This is a genomic window from Gluconacetobacter asukensis, assembly GCF_014174375.1.
Classification (GTDB): Bacteria; Pseudomonadota; Alphaproteobacteria; order Acetobacterales; family Acetobacteraceae; genus Gluconacetobacter; species Gluconacetobacter asukensis.
This window is the reverse complement of record NZ_JABEQE010000004.1, coordinates 117,476-132,463: the sequence shown is the minus strand read 5'-3', so window position 1 is coordinate 132,463 and position 14,988 is coordinate 117,476. Positions and strand designations below refer to the sequence as shown.

Sequence of the window (14,988 nt, the reverse complement as noted above, 5' to 3'; positions counted from 1 at the left end):
CGTCGGCGAAACCTAGTCGCGCTTCAGTTGCGGCCAGTCCGGCAGCTTTTCCGAAGGCGGCACCTTCTTGTCTTTCTGCAGATAGCCACTGCTGGAGGGTGGCTCCAGGGCCGATGGCAAACGGGGCGCCGCGGGCGGAGTGCCCGCATCCTGAGCCGATGCCGAGGCCACCGGAGTCGCCGCAATGACCGCCAACGCAATCCATGCAGCCGCAAGAGACTGTTTACAAACCCGCCCTGCTGGCCCTCCTGCCGGGCGGCCGCTCGCCGAGCGCGCTTCATGGCAGCGATCTGGAAAATTATGCATGGCATACCCCTCCATTGCGTGAGCCAAGGTAACACGACCGCCGCCGCGAGGTTCCGAACACCACGCCCACCAGCAGCAGCGCGCGGCACAGGCGAAAAAATGAAACAGCCACTCCGACGGCTCCACGAAAAAATGTCGTCATTACAACAAACAAAACAAGATCTCTCCAACCCTCCTCATACGGCATCCTGCTAAAAACCCGACCGCAGAAGAATTTTACGCGATCCGCAACCCTATAGGCACAGCCGCGTAGGTTCAGACATGCCTCCCGACGGGGGAGCACCATGGATGGCGCTCTCGAGGCAGTCCCGGCGGATGAACCTCCCCGCCCACGACCGACCGGCATCCCACGAACACCGCCCCACCTTGCCCAAGCCAGAAATCGCAGGCGTGAAGACGGTCTTCCGGAACGCAAACCGGTCTGCGATCGGAGCGGATGAATCCGCCGAGGCTCCGCATCCCCCTTGAAATGGAAAGGAAGTCATCATGCCAATCCAAGAAAAGCCCCTGTCCGACGCGTTCTATGAGACGCTGAAAGACATCTATTTCGCCGAAAAGCAGATCCTGAAGGCCCTCAAGAGGTCGGTCCGCGCCGCCCACGCACCGGACCTCAAGGAAGCGTTCGAAACGCACGCCACGGAAACCGCCCATCACGTCGAGCGACTGAACGAGGTGTTCGGCCTGATCGGCAAGGCGCCGCGCTCCAAGACCTGTGAAGCGACACAGGGCATTCTGGCCGAAATGGAAGAAGATCTCGAAGATTTCGGCTCGACCGAAGCGGCGGACGCGGTGCTGATCGGGTGCGCCCAGTGCATCGAACATTATGAAATCTCCCGGTACGGCACGCTGAAGGCATGGGCCGCCACCCTCGGCCTTACCCAGGCCGAAAAACTTCTCGGCGAAACACTGGAAGAAGAGAAGCGGACCGACGCCCTCCTCACCGAAATCGCCGAGCGTGAGAGCAATCCGGAGGCCATGCTCCAGGCAAGCTGACCCTCCTCCGGGCGCCCCTCGGGAAAACCGGGGGCGCCCTATCGCCCGCTATCGCCCGGCGCTGTCGGCACCGACACCGTCACGGGCGGAGATATGCCCGCACCAGCCGCCCATCACGACCAGGCAGCCAGAATCTCGTCAGCAGCCGCGGTTTCGACCTGCTGCCCATACCGCGTATGATAGACGCGCAGCGACGCGTCATGCGCGGAATCCGAAGAACTACAAAGTGCATCAATCGCAATGACAACACGGTAACCACGGTCGATCGCCCCCAGCACGGTAGCCAACACGCAGATATCGGTCTCACCACCCGAGATGATCAGCGTATCCGTTCCCCGCCGGACAAGCCGCGATTGCAGATCCGTCCTCATCCAGGGCGAATAGACATGCTTGTCCACCATTTCCGCCGGCGGCACGAAACGGCGCAATTCCGGCACCAGCTCCACCATGCCCATCCCGATCCGCTCCAGCGTCATCGAGGCCCAGCGCCGATAATAACGGCGCCACGTCCCCTCCCCCTCACCCGGATGGCTGGCAGGGATGAAGCGCGTAAAGATCGTTCTCTCCGGCGCGTGGGCGGCGATCCGCTCCACCGTCGGGCACACACGCTTCATCCACGGCATGTACCTGTCGGTCTCTTCCGCAAACAGGCGCTGCATGTCGACGCACAGATGCACGCAGTTCGCCCCGAGGGCACCATAGCGGAGATCGTCAGGCATGCGGCCCCCTATCCTCTCTCCTCGGGCCTGTCAGTCATGCGTGATGGGAAGCGCACGCGCCATGCGCAGGTGTTCCGTCAGCGTGGGCAGCGCATGCGTGGCAAAATCCCGCAGCGCCTGGTCCTCCTTGCCCTCGCTGTAGCGCGTGAAGAGTGACACGGCATCCTCATGCGCCGTGATCTGCTCGGTGCGATACTGCCGATCGAAACCAGGCCCCTTGAGGTTGCGCAGTTGGTTCAGCTTCGTCTCATGCGCCTGGTCCAGCGCGGTGGGCGGCGCCTCGATGCCGGCGCGCCCGCCAATGGCCTCCTTGAGCTGCATTGTCGTTGCCTGATGGTCCTTCAGCATCCGCTGCGCAAAGGCCCGCACGGAGTCATCCTTACTGCGTGCCAGCGCCAGTTTGGCCGACTGGATCTCGAACATGTCGCTCAACGCCACCATCCGCACAAAATCCGCGGTCGAGGGGCTGACCCCCAGCAGCGAATTGACGCCGGACCGTTCGCCAACCGATTGCGCATGCAACGGGCCACCGCCCGACAGCACGACGAGCACCGCCGCGCCAGCCGCGGTCAGGACGGCACGATATGTCATGAACATGACGATTTCCTTCGCTTGAATGATTCAGGCCTGCCCTGGTTCGCGGCAGGACGCAGACGGGTGCTCCACGGCACGCTTCTGTCGCGTGTGAAGCGCCGGAACAACACGGCGTCACGTAGAATCAAAAAAGCCCTAACAATGAATAAGTTTTTTAAATACCTCTACACCAGTTTGTGAGAACACATCCCGATCGGCGTCCTTACCCAGGCGCAGAAAACGCACCACCAAACGCCGGAACCCGGCTGACGCCTGCGTCAGCCGGGTTCCATGAGCACGTTGAGCGTTTACATAAGGTTGCAGGCCATTTCGACATGATCCGTCACGCGTCCATCATGACCGCGCACGCCGCCACGCCTGCCGCTGCCTCACGAACCCTTGTGGGACGCGTGACCACCCTTGCGGCCCGCTTCCGCCGCCCGCTCGGGATCATCGGCGAAATTCCCCGCCTTATGCCCGGCGTCACCGCTGGCATGCCCGGCACTCCCGCCATGACTATGCTGGCCGCCCTTGCGCCCCGCCTCAGCCGCCCGTTCGGGATCGTCGGCAAAATTGCCCCCCTTATGTTCGGCACCGCCGCTGCTATGCGCGGCAGTCCCGCCATGGCCGTGCTGGCCTCCCTTGCGGCCAGCCTCGACCGCCCGTTCGTGATCCTGTGCAAAATTTCCCGGATTATGGCCGGCACCCCTGCCACCACGGCTATCCGCCGCATACACGAGAGACGAATGATATTTTTCCAGTAAAATCATGGAATGCTCCTATTTTTTTGAAAATCGAACCGCGCATCACACCGCAGCCTCACGGACCTGCCCGGCTCCCACCCCTCCCATACACCCGTTGGGACAAATTTATAAAATTTTCTTTTCTAAAAAGAATATTTTTAAACACATGTGAAATGAACTACCCGATTGATGTGGCAAGAGGATTCCCCTCGAAGCCACAAATCACCCACTCGTGAACTCCACGCACAACACACTGAGACCGCACAAAGAATTTCCATATTCTTCTTTCATATCCTTATTTTTTCAATTCATCCCTTTGCAATGGTATTCCGGCCCACGCCACCCCACCATCCCCTGGCGCAACAGAGAATTTGATGGCCCATTTCATAGAATATCCCCTTCCTGTCACGGGCCTCGCCGTTTCCACGTACACATAAACCGCCCTGCATGAAGAAGACCGAACGGGGCTACGCCCCTCCAGGCCCCACACAACGAGCCGTTTCCGGGCAGGCCCGAAAGGCCGTCGCGATGAAAGCCGCAACCCGCAGCGACTGGCCGCGTTGCACGCACCGGCCGCCCAGGACCGGTGCGTGGCCATTCTTCTGTCCGGCGCGAGAAGGTAGCCTGCCATGACGTCCGAACTCTGGGCCCTGCTCTGGTCCGCCATCCTCTGCCTGGCGCTGCCCGTGCTCTACGGGACCCTCTATTTCCGCCAGATCGGACAGGCCGGCGTGCTCGGCAACCGCGAAGGCGTCCCCGAGCCCACGGGGGCGGCGGGGCGGGGCCTGCGGGCGCACCGCAACCTGGTGGAAAACCTGCTCCCCTTCGCCATTGTCGTGCTGATCGCGCACGCCGCCGGCATCTCCAACAGCATGACCGTGCTGGGCGCATGGCTGTTCCTGGGGGCGCGGGTCGTCCATGCCGCGAGCTACATCGCCGGCATTACCGGCATCCGCACGCTGGCATGGCTGGTGGGCGTGGCCGGCATCGTGCTGATCATCGTGCAGATCTTCTGACCGGCACTGCGCCCCGATTCAGCGTTTCAGAAGATTGGTCTTGGCCAGATCGAGAATCTCATCCCCCCGGCCGCTCATGATCGCACGGAGAACATACAGGCTGAACCCCTTCACCTGCTCGGCCTTGAGCGTAGGCGGCAGCGAAAGCTCCTGGGTTGCGGTCACCACATCCAGCAGCGCCGGCCCGTCATGGGCCAGGATTTCCGCCACAGCCCCCGGCAGGTCACCCGGGTCCTCGACGCGCAGGGCATGGATGCCCATCGCCCGCGCCATCGCCGCGAAATCCGGATTCTTCAAATCAACGCCGACATCGACAAACCCCGCGGCCTTCATTTCCAGCGCGACAAAACCCAGTACGCCATTGTTGAAGATCACGATCTTCACCGGCAGGTCCTGCTGCGTCAGCGTAATCAGGTCGCCCATCAGCATGGTAAAGCCACCATCGCCCGAAAGCGACACCACCTGTCGCCCCGGCTGCGCAGCCTGGATGCCGATCGCATGCGGCATGGCGTTGGCCATGGAACCATGAACCCAGGACCCGATCAGCCGGCGCCTGCCATTCATCTTCAGGTAGCGGGCGGCCCAGATGGTGGGCGTGCCGACATCCGCGGTAAAGACCGCATCCTCCGCCGCCGCCTCACTGACCAGCTTGGCCAGATATTGGGGGTGGATCGGCCTGCGCCCGGGCGTGCCGGTCGCCAGATCATCCAGCCCTTCCCGGGCCTTGGCATAATGGTTCAGGCTGTTGTCCAGATGCGTCCGATCCGCCTTCACCGTCAGTTTCGGCAGCAAGGCGGCGATCGTCGCCCCCACATCACCGACCAGCCCCAGATCCAGCTTGCAGCGCCGCCCCAGATTCTGCGCCCGGATATCGACCTGTGCGATCCGGGCTTCGGCCGGCAGGAACTGCTTGTAAGGGAAATCGGTCCCCAGCATCAGCAGAACGTCGCACGCATTCATGGCGGCATAGCCCGACGAAAACCCGATAAAGCCCGTCATCCCCACATCGTAGGGATTGTCATATTCCACCCATTCCTTGCCACCCAGCGCATGCACGATCGGGCTCTTGAGCGCCTCCGCCAGTTGCAGCAGCAGCCCATGGGCCCCCGCGCAGCCCCGGCCACAGAACAGCGTGACGCGCCCGGCACCGTTCAGCAGTTCCGCCAGCGCACCCAGCTCGGCCTCCGCCGGCCGCACCAGCGGCACCGGCGGCAACAGCCCCCGGCGCGCCGCATGGGCGCCAGGCGGCGCCGGGCGCAGCGCGACATCCCCCGGAATGACCACCACAGCCACGCCGCGCAGCCCCACGGCAGCCCGAATGGCATTTTCCAGCACATAGGGCAGTTGGGACGGATCGGAGACAAGCTCGCAATAATGGCTGCATTCCCGAAACAGGTTCTGCGGATGCGTCTCCTGGAAATAGCCGCCGCCAATTTCCCCCGAGGGAATATGCGCGGCAATCGCCAGCACCGGCGTCCGGCTGCGATGGGCATCGAACAGACCGTTGATAAGGTGCAGGTTGCCGGGCCCGCACGACCCCGCGCAGGCGGCAAGCTGGTTCATGATCTGCGCGTCTCCAGCCGCCGCAAAGGCCGCGACCTCCTCATGACGCACATGCACCCACTCGATGGCCGGCCGAACCCGCAGCGCCTCCGTCAGGGCGTTGAGACTGTCGCCCACAACGCCGAACATGCGTTTCACACCCGCTTCAACAAGCGTATCCGCGATCAGGTCGGCAACGGTGGCGACAGGCATCCACTCTCTCCCGAATGCATCATGGAATCGACCATCGCCTGAGGGAACGGATCAGCCGGGCACGTGCGCGGCCCCGTCGAGGCGATCGGCATGGACGGTCGGCACGACCCGACCATTGTCACGTGCATCGCTACGGGTGGACGTCCCGAAAGTTCCCCCTGCCGCCGGCGCCGCACCAGCTCGCGCAACGTCAGGCCCGGAAAAGTCCTGCTGCATGTCAATGATCACGGCGCAGGTCCCTGTGATTTGAACTCTTCCGGGATTTCCTTCACCGGCGGATAGTACTATGGCCGCATTGATCTGGCTCTGCAGAATCCATTTCGACGATAAACCGATTATCCGCCTGCATTCCCCGGAAAGGCAGGCGGAACGCGCGTTCAAGAGGAAACGGTATGGGCAATGGCAGCAGCGAAGACCGCCGCCTGGGCATGGGGGGTGGAACCACGCGGCGAGACTTCCTGAACGGCAGGGCGCGCCCGGTGACAGCCTGCCCGGTTTCAGGGCACGATCCAGACGGAATCGACGATTTTTCGGGTTATGGCGGCGTCGGCGACTATGCACGCGCCAACGGCAACACGCTGCCGGTCCTGACGGCGGCGCACCGCGTGCGCGACGGGTTCCATGACGCCCTGTCCGCCGCCCCCCTTGCCGGCGAGGACGTCGAATCCTACGACCTGGTGATCGTCGGCAGCGGCCTGACCGGCCTGATGGCGGCCAAGGAATACCGGGCCCTGACCGAGGGTACCCGGCACTGCCTGATCCTGGACAACCACCCGATCTTCGGCGGCGAGGCGCGACAGAACGAATTCATGGTCGAGGGCACGCGCCTGCTCGGCCCGCAGGGATCGAACGATTTCCTGGCGCCGAAGCCCGATGCCGACACCCCCATCGGCGCCCTGTTTCGCGAATGCGGCATCCCCTACGACTTCACCGTGCAGTCATGGGACCCGTCCCTGAAGAAGCTCCGCTTCTCGTTCGACAATTATTCCAACATGGATGGTTTCAACGAGAAACAGGTCGACATCGCCTATCGTTTCGACACCAGGGACGGCGCGCCCCGCCCCTGCTGGACCGAAAACATCTGGCGCGACGACCTGGCGCGCACGCCCTTCCCGCCCGAGGTCCGGCAGAGCCTGCTGCGCTGGCGACGGGGCGAAGGCGCCGTGCATGCCGATGATCCGCGCGCATTGGACCAGATCGATTACCGCACCTATCTGGAAGGACTGTGCGGCTACCGGCCGGAGGTGACTTCATTCCACCAGCCGGTGGTGGGCCTGCTGGGCGGCGTCAGCGCCGATGCGATTTCCGCGCGCTACGGCATGCATCTGGTCACCCAGTCCGAGCGGATGACCTACTCCTTCCCCGGCGGCAACGCGCTGCTGGGCCGCTATCTGGCGTCGCAGCTCATCCCCGGCCTGTTTCCCGGCGGCGTGTCGTTCTCGGCCATGCAGTGGGGCCGCATCGACCCGGCCCGGCTGGACGCCGAGGGGCCGGTGCGCATCCGCCAGGATGCAACCGTGCTGTCGGTCCGCCATCGCGGCGACGACCCGGCCTCGGGCATCGTCGACGTGGCCTACGCCCGCGCCGGCTGCATCCATCGGGTTCGCGCGCGCGCCGTCATCATGGCGACCGGCGGGTGGATCACCAAACATGTAGTGCGCGACCTGCCGGCCGGCATCCGCACGGCCTACGACCGGTTCAGCTACGCCCCCGCCCTGGTGGCCAATGTGGGGCTGAAGAACTGGCGCTTCCTCTACCGGCTGAACGCGACGGCAGCCCGCTGGATGGATGACGGCACCATGTTCGGCTTCTGCGCCAATATCCGCCAGTCGATCGTCACCCCCGACTACACCCCTCCGCTGCACCCCGACCGCCCAGCCCTGCTGACCTTCTACATGGGACTGTACACCCCCGGCCTGAGCGCGTGGGAACAGGGCGCGCGCGGGCGGATGCGCCTGCTGTCCACCAGCTACGCGGAATATGAGCGCATCATCCGCACCCAGATGGCCGCCATGTTCGCCGAGGCCGGGTTCGACCCCGCGCGCGACATCGACGGCATCATCCTCAATCGCTGGGGCCATGCGCGGGTCATCCAGACACCCGGCTTCTATTACGGCCGCAACGGCCAGCCGCCGGAGCGCGAGATCGTGGCGCGCGGCTTCGGCCGCATCGCCATCGCCCATGCCGAACTCAACGGCGCACAGAACTATACCGGCGCATTCCAGCACGGAATCCGCGCCGCGCGGGAGGTCGCATCATGGCAGTGACTGACATTCCCCCCATCACCCGCCGGCGGGCGCTGCTGGCCGGCGGCATGGCGGGCCTGCTGCCGCGCCCGGGTGCCGGCCATGCCGCCCCGGTCCAGCCCATGACGGCCCAGCCCATAACGCTGCGGATCGCGCCCACGACGGTCGAACTGGCACCGGGCATCACCCGCCGGGTGCTGGCCTATGACGGGCAGGTACCCGGCCCGGTGCTGCGCCTGCCCGAGGGCAGGCCGGCATGGGTCCGCGTGACCAACGGCAGCGACGCGCCGGAACTGGTCCATTGGCACGGGCTGGACGTGGGCGCCGTCCCCGATGGCGCGGCCGAGGAAGGATCGGCCACCATCCCGCCGGGCGGCACGCTGGACTACCGCTTCGTGCCTCCCCGCGCCGGCACGCGCTGGTATCATACCCACACCATGGCGATGATGGATTTCTCGCGCGCCATGTATAGCGGGCAGTTCGGCTTCCTGATCGTCGAACCCCGCCGCGATCCGGGCCGCCACGATCGCGAGGTGCTGCTGGCGGCCCATCACTGGGACGGCGCCCTGCCCGGCATCCCGGCCTCCCCCGAATTCTGCGCCATGCCGCGCTACCGCTACGCCACCTTCAATGGCCGGCTGATGCAGGCGGCCGAGCCGGTGCGCGTGCGGCAGGGCGAACGGGTGCTGTTCCGCTTCCTCAATGCCAGCGCGACCGAAGCCGTGTCCCTGGCCCTGCCGGGCCACGCCTTCACGGTGGTCGCCCTGGACGGCAACCCGGTCGCCAGTCCCGCACCGGTCTCGGTGATCACGCTGGGCGTGGCCGAACGGGTCGACGCCATCGTGCATATGAACCGGCCGGGCCGCTGGGTGCTGGGCCCCACCGACCCGGCGCAGCAGACCGCCGGCCTGGGCCGCGTGATCGAATATGCCGGCGCCACCGGCCCCGCCATCTGGACCCCGCCCCCGATATCCGACTGGGACTACGCCCTGTTCGGCGGCCCCGCCGCCCCGCCGGTCGAAGATCTGCGGCTGGACGGCATCTTCCCCATGCTGTTCGAACGCAGGCTGACACCGGACGGGATGGAAGGCTGGACGATCAACGGCCGCTCCTATGCCGACCTGCCCCCGCTGCATGTGCGCGCGGGCGGCCGCTACCTGTTCCGCTGGATCAATCTCAGCGGCTGCGCGCATCCGCTGCATCTGCACCGGCACCATTTCACCATCCTGCGCCGCGGCATGCGCCGGATCGGCCCGATCGAGAAAGATACGGTCCAGATCGGACGATTCGACACGATCGACGCCCTGCTCGTCGCCGACAATCCGGGTGACACGCTGTTCCACTGCCATCACCAGATGCACATGGATTACGGATTCATGCAGATGATCCGTTACAGCTGAGGCGCGTCAGAGCCTGTCTGGACCCGGCCCTTTCATGACGGAGATTTCGCCCTGCCCCGGCCGGGCTTCTTCTTTCCCGCCGGTTCGAACATCGCCCGGCAGCGCGGCGAAAGCTGATCGACCTTCTTCTTCATGCAGGCGGCTACCTTGTCTTCGTCCGGAATGGCGAAGGTGCACAGCTTGATCGCATCCCCCCGGCAGGCCGCGCTCTGCTCCTCGCGCGACGCGGCATGGACCGTGCCCAGGGAAAAGGCGGCAAGGGCGAACGCGGCGAATGGAGCGCATGCTGAAAATCTCAAGGTCGCTTCTCCTCAATTGCCGGGGGCTCCGCAGCCGTTCGATGGGACGGGACGCACCGGCGCCCCCCAACAAACATCACATTTTTCAACGCATTCCATGCCCGATGGTTCACACCGGCCGGAACCGCCGCCCGCCCGCCCGGCCGCGGCACAGCCCTATCTCAGCCCCACGCCGCCACCCGCCCCCTGAGCGGCCCGGTCACGAAGCTGGCTCCCCTCCCCGGCGCCGGAACCGCGTGGAGAGGATGATCGCCGATGTCGTGCGCTCCACCCCGTCCAGCATGCCGATCCGGTCGATGACCCGGTTGATGGTCTCGGTCGAGCCCGCGCCGACAATGGCGATCATGTCCACCAAACCGCTGACGGCGTGGAGTTCGCGGATTTCCCGGATCGGACGCAGCGCCGCCTCGACCGAGGCCGCCTGGCGCGGCGTGACCGTGATCATGACATGCGCCCGCACCGCATCAGCGTCATGGGCAGGGGTGACGGTCGTATAGCCCGCAATCAGCCCGGCCCGCTCCATCCGCTCGATCCGGCTCTGCACCGTCGTGCGCGACAGGCCGACACGGCGGGCCAGCGCGACGGTGGAAATCCGCGCATTGCCCTCCAGCAGGGCCAGCAGGGCCTTGTCCGTCTCATCGGGTTGCATAATGCCGATCATATCCGACATTCTGCCGAAAGAAAGCACCGATCGCGCGTCACTCCGCCCATTGTGTCCGGCCGTATTCCTTCGTTCCATTTCCGTATCACATACGGATCAGGAACGATGGGCATGAAGAAGATACTCGTTGCCGGCGCAGGCAAGATCGGCTCCACGATCGCGGACTTCCTCGATGCGACCGGCGATTACGCCGTCACGCTGATCGACCGGGACCAGCCGGGCCTGGACCGCGCCGATGTCGGCCCCCAGGTCCGCCGCCTCCGGGCCGACATCGCACAGCCCGACGCCCTGGCCCCGCTGATGGCGGGCCATGACGCCGTCCTCTCCGCCGCACCCTACCATCTCACGACCGCGATCGCCTCCGCCGCCGCCTCGGCGGGCATCCACTATCTGGACCTGACCGAGGACGTGGCCAGCACCCGCGCGGTCCGCGACCTGGCGGCCGGCGCGTCCTCCGCCTTCATCCCGCAATGCGGCCTGGCCCCCGGCTTCGTGTCCATCGTCGCCCACGACATCGCCCGGCGCTTCGAACGGCTGGACACGATCCACCTGCGGGTCGGCGCGCTGCCCGAATTCCCCTCCAACGCGCTGGGCTACAACCTCACCTGGAGCACCGACGGCGTCATCAACGAATATATCGAGCCCTGCGAGGCCATCGTGGACGGCCGGCGGCGCATGGTGCCGGCGCTGGAAGGGCTGGAAACGCTGGGCGTCGACGGCGTGACCTACGAGGCCTTCAATACCTCGGGCGGCCTCGGCTCGCTGTGCGAGACCTATGCTGGGGCAGTGCGCGAACTCAACTACCGCACCATCCGCTATCCCGGCCACGTCCAGGCGATGAAGCTGCTGCTGCGCGACCTGCGGCTGGCCGAACGGCGCGACCTGTTCAAGGATATTCTCGAATACGCCCTGCCGGTGACGCAGCAGGACATCGTGCTGGTCTTCGTCACCGTGTCAGGCTGGCGCGACGGCCGCCTGACGCAGGAAAGCTTCGTCCGCCGCATCTATGGCGAGACCGTCAACGGCCGCCCACGCACCGCCATCCAGATCACCACCGCCGGCGCCATCTGCGCCGTGCTGGACCTGCTGAAGGACGGCCACCTCCCCGCCCAGGGCCTCATCCGCCAGGAGGATATCGCGCTGGACACCTTCCTCGAAAACCGCTTCGGACGCGTCTATCAGGGCCGCCGCCCGGCCGCCTGACAGCCCGACGGGCATGCGCCCATTGCGTGACGCAGGGAAAGGCCCCGCTGAATGTGATCTGGTTCCCCCATGCCCACACGCCTACACAGTAAGGCGTCAGGCGGCGCTGCCGGAGGCAATCTCCGGCGGGCGACCGCACTGAGTCTCTTCCAGGTCGATCTTGGAGCGTGTGTCATGACCAATCCAGTATGGATGGCTGGTATGGCGCCTATGGAAGCCAACCCGGCAAAGCCGGCAACCCGACAGCAGACTTTGAAAGCAACCTCCCCCCACCATCGGGCCCGGCTCATCGGGGCCGGACTGCTCATCCTAGCAGGATTGGCGCCCTCCCTGGTGCCCCTGCATTCCGCCTGGGCCCAGGCCCGCAACACCCAGTCCGAAGAGATCACGGCCGAGGGCCAGGGCTGGGGCGAGGACGAGATCCAACGGATACCCGTTACCTTTTACCGGGCCGATCTGGCGACCGCCCCGGGGGCCCGGGACCTTGTGGCCCGGATAGACCGCGCGGCCCTGACGGTCTGCGGCGATAGTACCGCCATCGGCTCGGAACTCCGCCGTGCGATCGAACGCTCGGACTGCCGGCGCGACGCCGTGATGCGTGCGGTCAGGGATGTGAATGACCTCAACGTGGATTACGCCGCAAGCCAGTACGACCTGGAGGAATAGCGTGATCCCACCGCTCCCGGAGGCGCGGCCATGCCTGCGCCGTGATCCGGGAGCCCCAGGACCTTCCCTCTATCGCGCCCCTGCCGGAACAGTACCGCGCACGGGCGCACGCCCGATGCCCAGCGCCATCAGCGCCGCCAGCACGCCCGCGCAGCCGGCCAGCACCAGCATGTCCCGATAGCTGCCCTGAGCCTGACGCAGCAGCCCGGCCAGCGACGCGGCACAGGCCGCGCCGATCTGGTGCCCGAACACCACCCAGCCGAACACCATGGGCGCCGCACGCTCGCCGAACGCCACATTGGCCAGGCGCAGCGTCGGCGGCACGGTCGCGATCCAGTCCAGCCCGTAGAAGATGCCGAACACCGTCAGGCTGCCCGGCGAGAAATCGCAGAACGGCAACGCCACCAGCGACAGGCCGCGCAGCCCGTAATAGGAAAACAGCAGCCAGCGCGCATCCGTCCGGTCGGTCAGCCAGCCTGACAGCGTGGTGCCGAACAGGTCGCACAGCCCCATCATGGCCAGATACCCCGCCGCCGGCACCTCGCCGATCCCATGATCGGCGCAGATCGCGATGAAATGCGTGCCGATCAGCCCATTGGTGGTAAACCCGCACACGAAAAACGTCAGGAACAGAAACCAGAAATCGCGTTTCGGCACCGCATCGCGCAACGCCCCCACCGCCATGTGCAGCGGGTTGCGGTCGGGCGGCGGGGGCGACACATAATCCGGCGGCGCCCCATGCGGCAGAAGCCCGAGCCGCTCGGGATGTTCGGGCAGCAACAGCGCCACCAGCGGCGCCAGGACCAGGCAGGCGATGGTCACCGCCAGCACCGGCGCGCGCCAGCCATGGTCATGGGCCAGCGCCGCCAGGGCCGGCAGGAAGAACAACGATCCGGTGGCCGTGCTGGCCGCCAGCAGCCCCATGACGGTGCCGCGCCGGGCCACGAACCAGCGATTCACCACCGTCGCCCCCAGCACCATCGCCACGGCCCCGGTGCCCAGCCCCGTCAGCATCCCCCAGGTGACGAAGAACTGCCATGGCTGCGTCATGAACAGGGACAGGAAACTGGCCCCGCCAATCAGCAGCAGCGCGCCGACCAGCGTGCGGCGTATCCCCACCGCCTGCATCAGCGCCGCCGAAAACGGGCCGACAAAACCGTAGAGAAAGATACCGAACGCCGCAGTGGCCGAAATCCCGGCCCGGCTCCAGCCCAGTTCCATCTGCAACGGCATCATCAGCACGCCCGGCGTGGCACGCACCCCCGCCGACACCAGAAGCGACAGAAAGGTCAGCCCCACCACCCCCACGAACGCGTAGGCGGGCCGGGAAACCTTGCGGGAAACAGGGAGCGGGCTCATATGACTGACCGGTCAGTTCAAGATCGCGCCACGTTACGTACCGATCGGTAACATCGTCAAGCGGATTTCCCCATGCGCTCCTCGCCCGCCCCGCGCCCTCCCCGACGCCCGACGGCGGCCGACAGGCTCCGCCAGTCGGCCCGCGACCTGTTCTACCGCCAGGGCATCCGCGCCGTGGGGGTGGAGGAGATCGTGCAGAATGCGGGCGTGACCAAGCCGTCGCTCTATCGCGCCTTCGCCTCCAAGGACGGGCTGGCCACGGCCTTCCTCGCCGACTACCAGCAATGTTTCTGGGACCGGATCGCCCTTGTCCGCGCCGAACACCCCGATGACGCCCGCGCCCAGCTCCTGGCCTATTTCGACGGGCTGGCCGAACGTTCCGCCGCCGCCGACTATCGCGGCTGCGCGCTGACCAACGCTATCCTCGAATATCCCGACCGTGCGCACCCGGTGCGGCAGGAAGCAGCCCGCCTCAAGCATCAGGTGCGGGACTGGCTGGTCGACCGCGCCCTGCAGATGGGGGCCACCAATCCGGAACAGCTTGCCGACGGCCTGATCCTGCTGATGGAAGGCGCCTATGTCGTGGGCCAGGCCTTCCCGCCGCCGGGGCCGGCCGCGCAGGTGGGCGCATGCGCGCGCCTGCTGATCGACGCCCAGTGCGGGCCGGGCTGAGAACCTGTTTGGAAATGCGCGCTGGTGGCGATCCGACGCGCGTTTCCTGTGCTTCGGTGCTCACTTCCATCAAGGCCGCTCCGCTCCGATGCTCGGAAACACACGCCGGGCGCGGCCCGTTCCGGGCCGCTCTCGCTCACCAGCGCGCATTTCCAAACAGGCTCTGACCGCGCGGCCCGCCGCCTATCGGCGGCTCAGGTCACAAAGCGCGTCGATCTTGTCCGCCAGGGCGGCAATGCCCTGACGCAGGCTGTCGGGCATCTGCGGGACGGATTGCGCGCGCCTGTTCAACTGCTCCACATCCGACTGGATTTCGGCCAGAAGCAGGCCGGCTTCCGAAACGATGCCATCTTCATCACGACGCCGCATGCCCGACA

15 protein-coding genes are annotated in these 14,988 nt (G+C 65.9%); 7 read left to right on the top strand and 8 right to left on the bottom strand.

Translation table 11 applies throughout. The annotated features are described in order from the left end of the window. Positions 1-792: 792 nt before the first annotated feature. On the top strand, positions 793-1,299 hold the full coding sequence (locus HLH35_RS06360; protein ID WP_182978347.1) for a YciE/YciF ferroxidase family protein: 507 nt from the start codon (positions 793-795) through the stop codon (positions 1,297-1,299). 113 nt (positions 1,300-1,412) lie between these two features. Here the strand turns inward: HLH35_RS06360 and HLH35_RS06355 are convergent, their stop codons facing one another. The 3 genes from HLH35_RS06355 to HLH35_RS06345 form a co-directional block, all read right to left on the bottom strand. Then, positions 1,413-2,018 (bottom strand): isochorismatase family cysteine hydrolase, encoded by a 606-nt coding sequence (locus tag HLH35_RS06355; RefSeq protein WP_182978346.1) that lies wholly within the window; start codon positions 2,016-2,018, stop codon positions 1,413-1,415. A 30-nt stretch (positions 2,019-2,048) separates the two neighbouring features. Beyond that, positions 2,049-2,615, bottom strand: a complete 567-nt coding sequence (locus tag HLH35_RS06350; protein ID WP_246384892.1) for a DUF4142 domain-containing protein — start codon at positions 2,613-2,615, stop codon at positions 2,049-2,051. A gap of 365 nt (positions 2,616-2,980) precedes the next feature. Continuing rightward, complete coding sequence (locus HLH35_RS06345; RefSeq protein ID WP_182978345.1) at positions 2,981-3,361, bottom strand: con-10 family general stress protein; 381 nt, start codon at positions 3,359-3,361, stop codon at positions 2,981-2,983. 602 nt (positions 3,362-3,963) lie between these two features. Here HLH35_RS06345 and HLH35_RS06340 point away from each other — a divergent pair. Next, positions 3,964-4,350 (top strand): MAPEG family protein, encoded by a 387-nt coding sequence (locus tag HLH35_RS06340; RefSeq protein WP_182978344.1) that lies wholly within the window; start codon positions 3,964-3,966, stop codon positions 4,348-4,350. Positions 4,351-4,368: 18 nt separating this feature from the next. On the opposite strand, the gene poxB is transcribed toward HLH35_RS06340, so the two are convergent. Next, on the bottom strand, positions 4,369-6,105 hold the full coding sequence (gene poxB / locus HLH35_RS06335) for a ubiquinone-dependent pyruvate dehydrogenase (protein ID WP_182978343.1): 1,737 nt from the start codon (positions 6,103-6,105) through the stop codon (positions 4,369-4,371). Positions 6,106-6,497: 392 nt separating this feature from the next. On the opposite strand from poxB, the gene HLH35_RS06330 reads away from it, so the two are divergent. Continuing rightward, the gene (locus HLH35_RS06330) at positions 6,498-8,372 is read left to right on the top strand and encodes an FAD-dependent oxidoreductase (protein ID WP_182978342.1); all 1,875 of its coding nucleotides are present in this window, start codon (positions 6,498-6,500) and stop codon (positions 8,370-8,372) included. After that, positions 8,363-9,751, top strand: coding sequence for a multicopper oxidase family protein (locus HLH35_RS06325; protein WP_182978341.1), 1,389 nt, complete (start codon positions 8,363-8,365; stop codon positions 9,749-9,751). The genes HLH35_RS06330 and HLH35_RS06325 overlap by 10 nt, the downstream gene beginning before the upstream one ends. Positions 9,752-9,783: 32 nt before the next feature. On the opposite strand, the gene HLH35_RS06320 is transcribed toward HLH35_RS06325, so the two are convergent. Together HLH35_RS06320 and HLH35_RS06315 are read right to left on the bottom strand one after the other, a co-directional pair. Continuing rightward, positions 9,784-10,050 (bottom strand): hypothetical protein, encoded by a 267-nt coding sequence (locus HLH35_RS06320; protein ID WP_246384891.1) that lies wholly within the window; start codon positions 10,048-10,050, stop codon positions 9,784-9,786. 199 nt (positions 10,051-10,249) lie between these two features. Continuing rightward, entirely contained in the window at positions 10,250-10,711 is a 462-nt protein-coding gene (locus HLH35_RS06315; protein WP_246384890.1) for an Lrp/AsnC family transcriptional regulator, read from the bottom strand. A 111-nt stretch (positions 10,712-10,822) separates the two neighbouring features. Between HLH35_RS06315 and HLH35_RS06310 the strand changes: the two genes are divergently transcribed. Together HLH35_RS06310 and HLH35_RS06305 are read left to right on the top strand one after the other, a co-directional pair. Continuing rightward, positions 10,823-11,914, top strand: a complete 1,092-nt coding sequence (locus HLH35_RS06310; RefSeq protein ID WP_182978339.1) for a saccharopine dehydrogenase family protein — start codon at positions 10,823-10,825, stop codon at positions 11,912-11,914. A 333-nt stretch (positions 11,915-12,247) separates the two neighbouring features. Beyond that, the gene (locus tag HLH35_RS06305) at positions 12,248-12,580 is read left to right on the top strand and encodes a UrcA family protein (RefSeq protein ID WP_182978338.1); all 333 of its coding nucleotides are present in this window, start codon (positions 12,248-12,250) and stop codon (positions 12,578-12,580) included. Positions 12,581-12,649: 69 nt separating this feature from the next. Here the strand turns inward: HLH35_RS06305 and HLH35_RS06300 are convergent, their stop codons facing one another. Beyond that, positions 12,650-13,939: an MFS transporter gene (locus tag HLH35_RS06300; RefSeq protein ID WP_182978337.1), complete on the bottom strand. Its 1,290-nt coding sequence runs from the start codon at positions 13,937-13,939 to the stop codon at positions 12,650-12,652. A 72-nt stretch (positions 13,940-14,011) separates the two neighbouring features. Between HLH35_RS06300 and HLH35_RS06295 the strand changes: the two genes are divergently transcribed. After that, a complete protein-coding gene (locus HLH35_RS06295) occupies positions 14,012-14,611 on the top strand; it encodes a TetR/AcrR family transcriptional regulator (protein WP_182978336.1) in 600 nt (199 codons plus the stop codon). Positions 14,612-14,794: 183 nt separating this feature from the next. On the opposite strand, the gene HLH35_RS06290 is transcribed toward HLH35_RS06295, so the two are convergent. Next, complete coding sequence (locus HLH35_RS06290; protein ID WP_182978335.1) at positions 14,795-14,980, bottom strand: hypothetical protein; 186 nt, start codon at positions 14,978-14,980, stop codon at positions 14,795-14,797. Between the last annotated feature and the right edge of the window lie 8 nt (positions 14,981-14,988).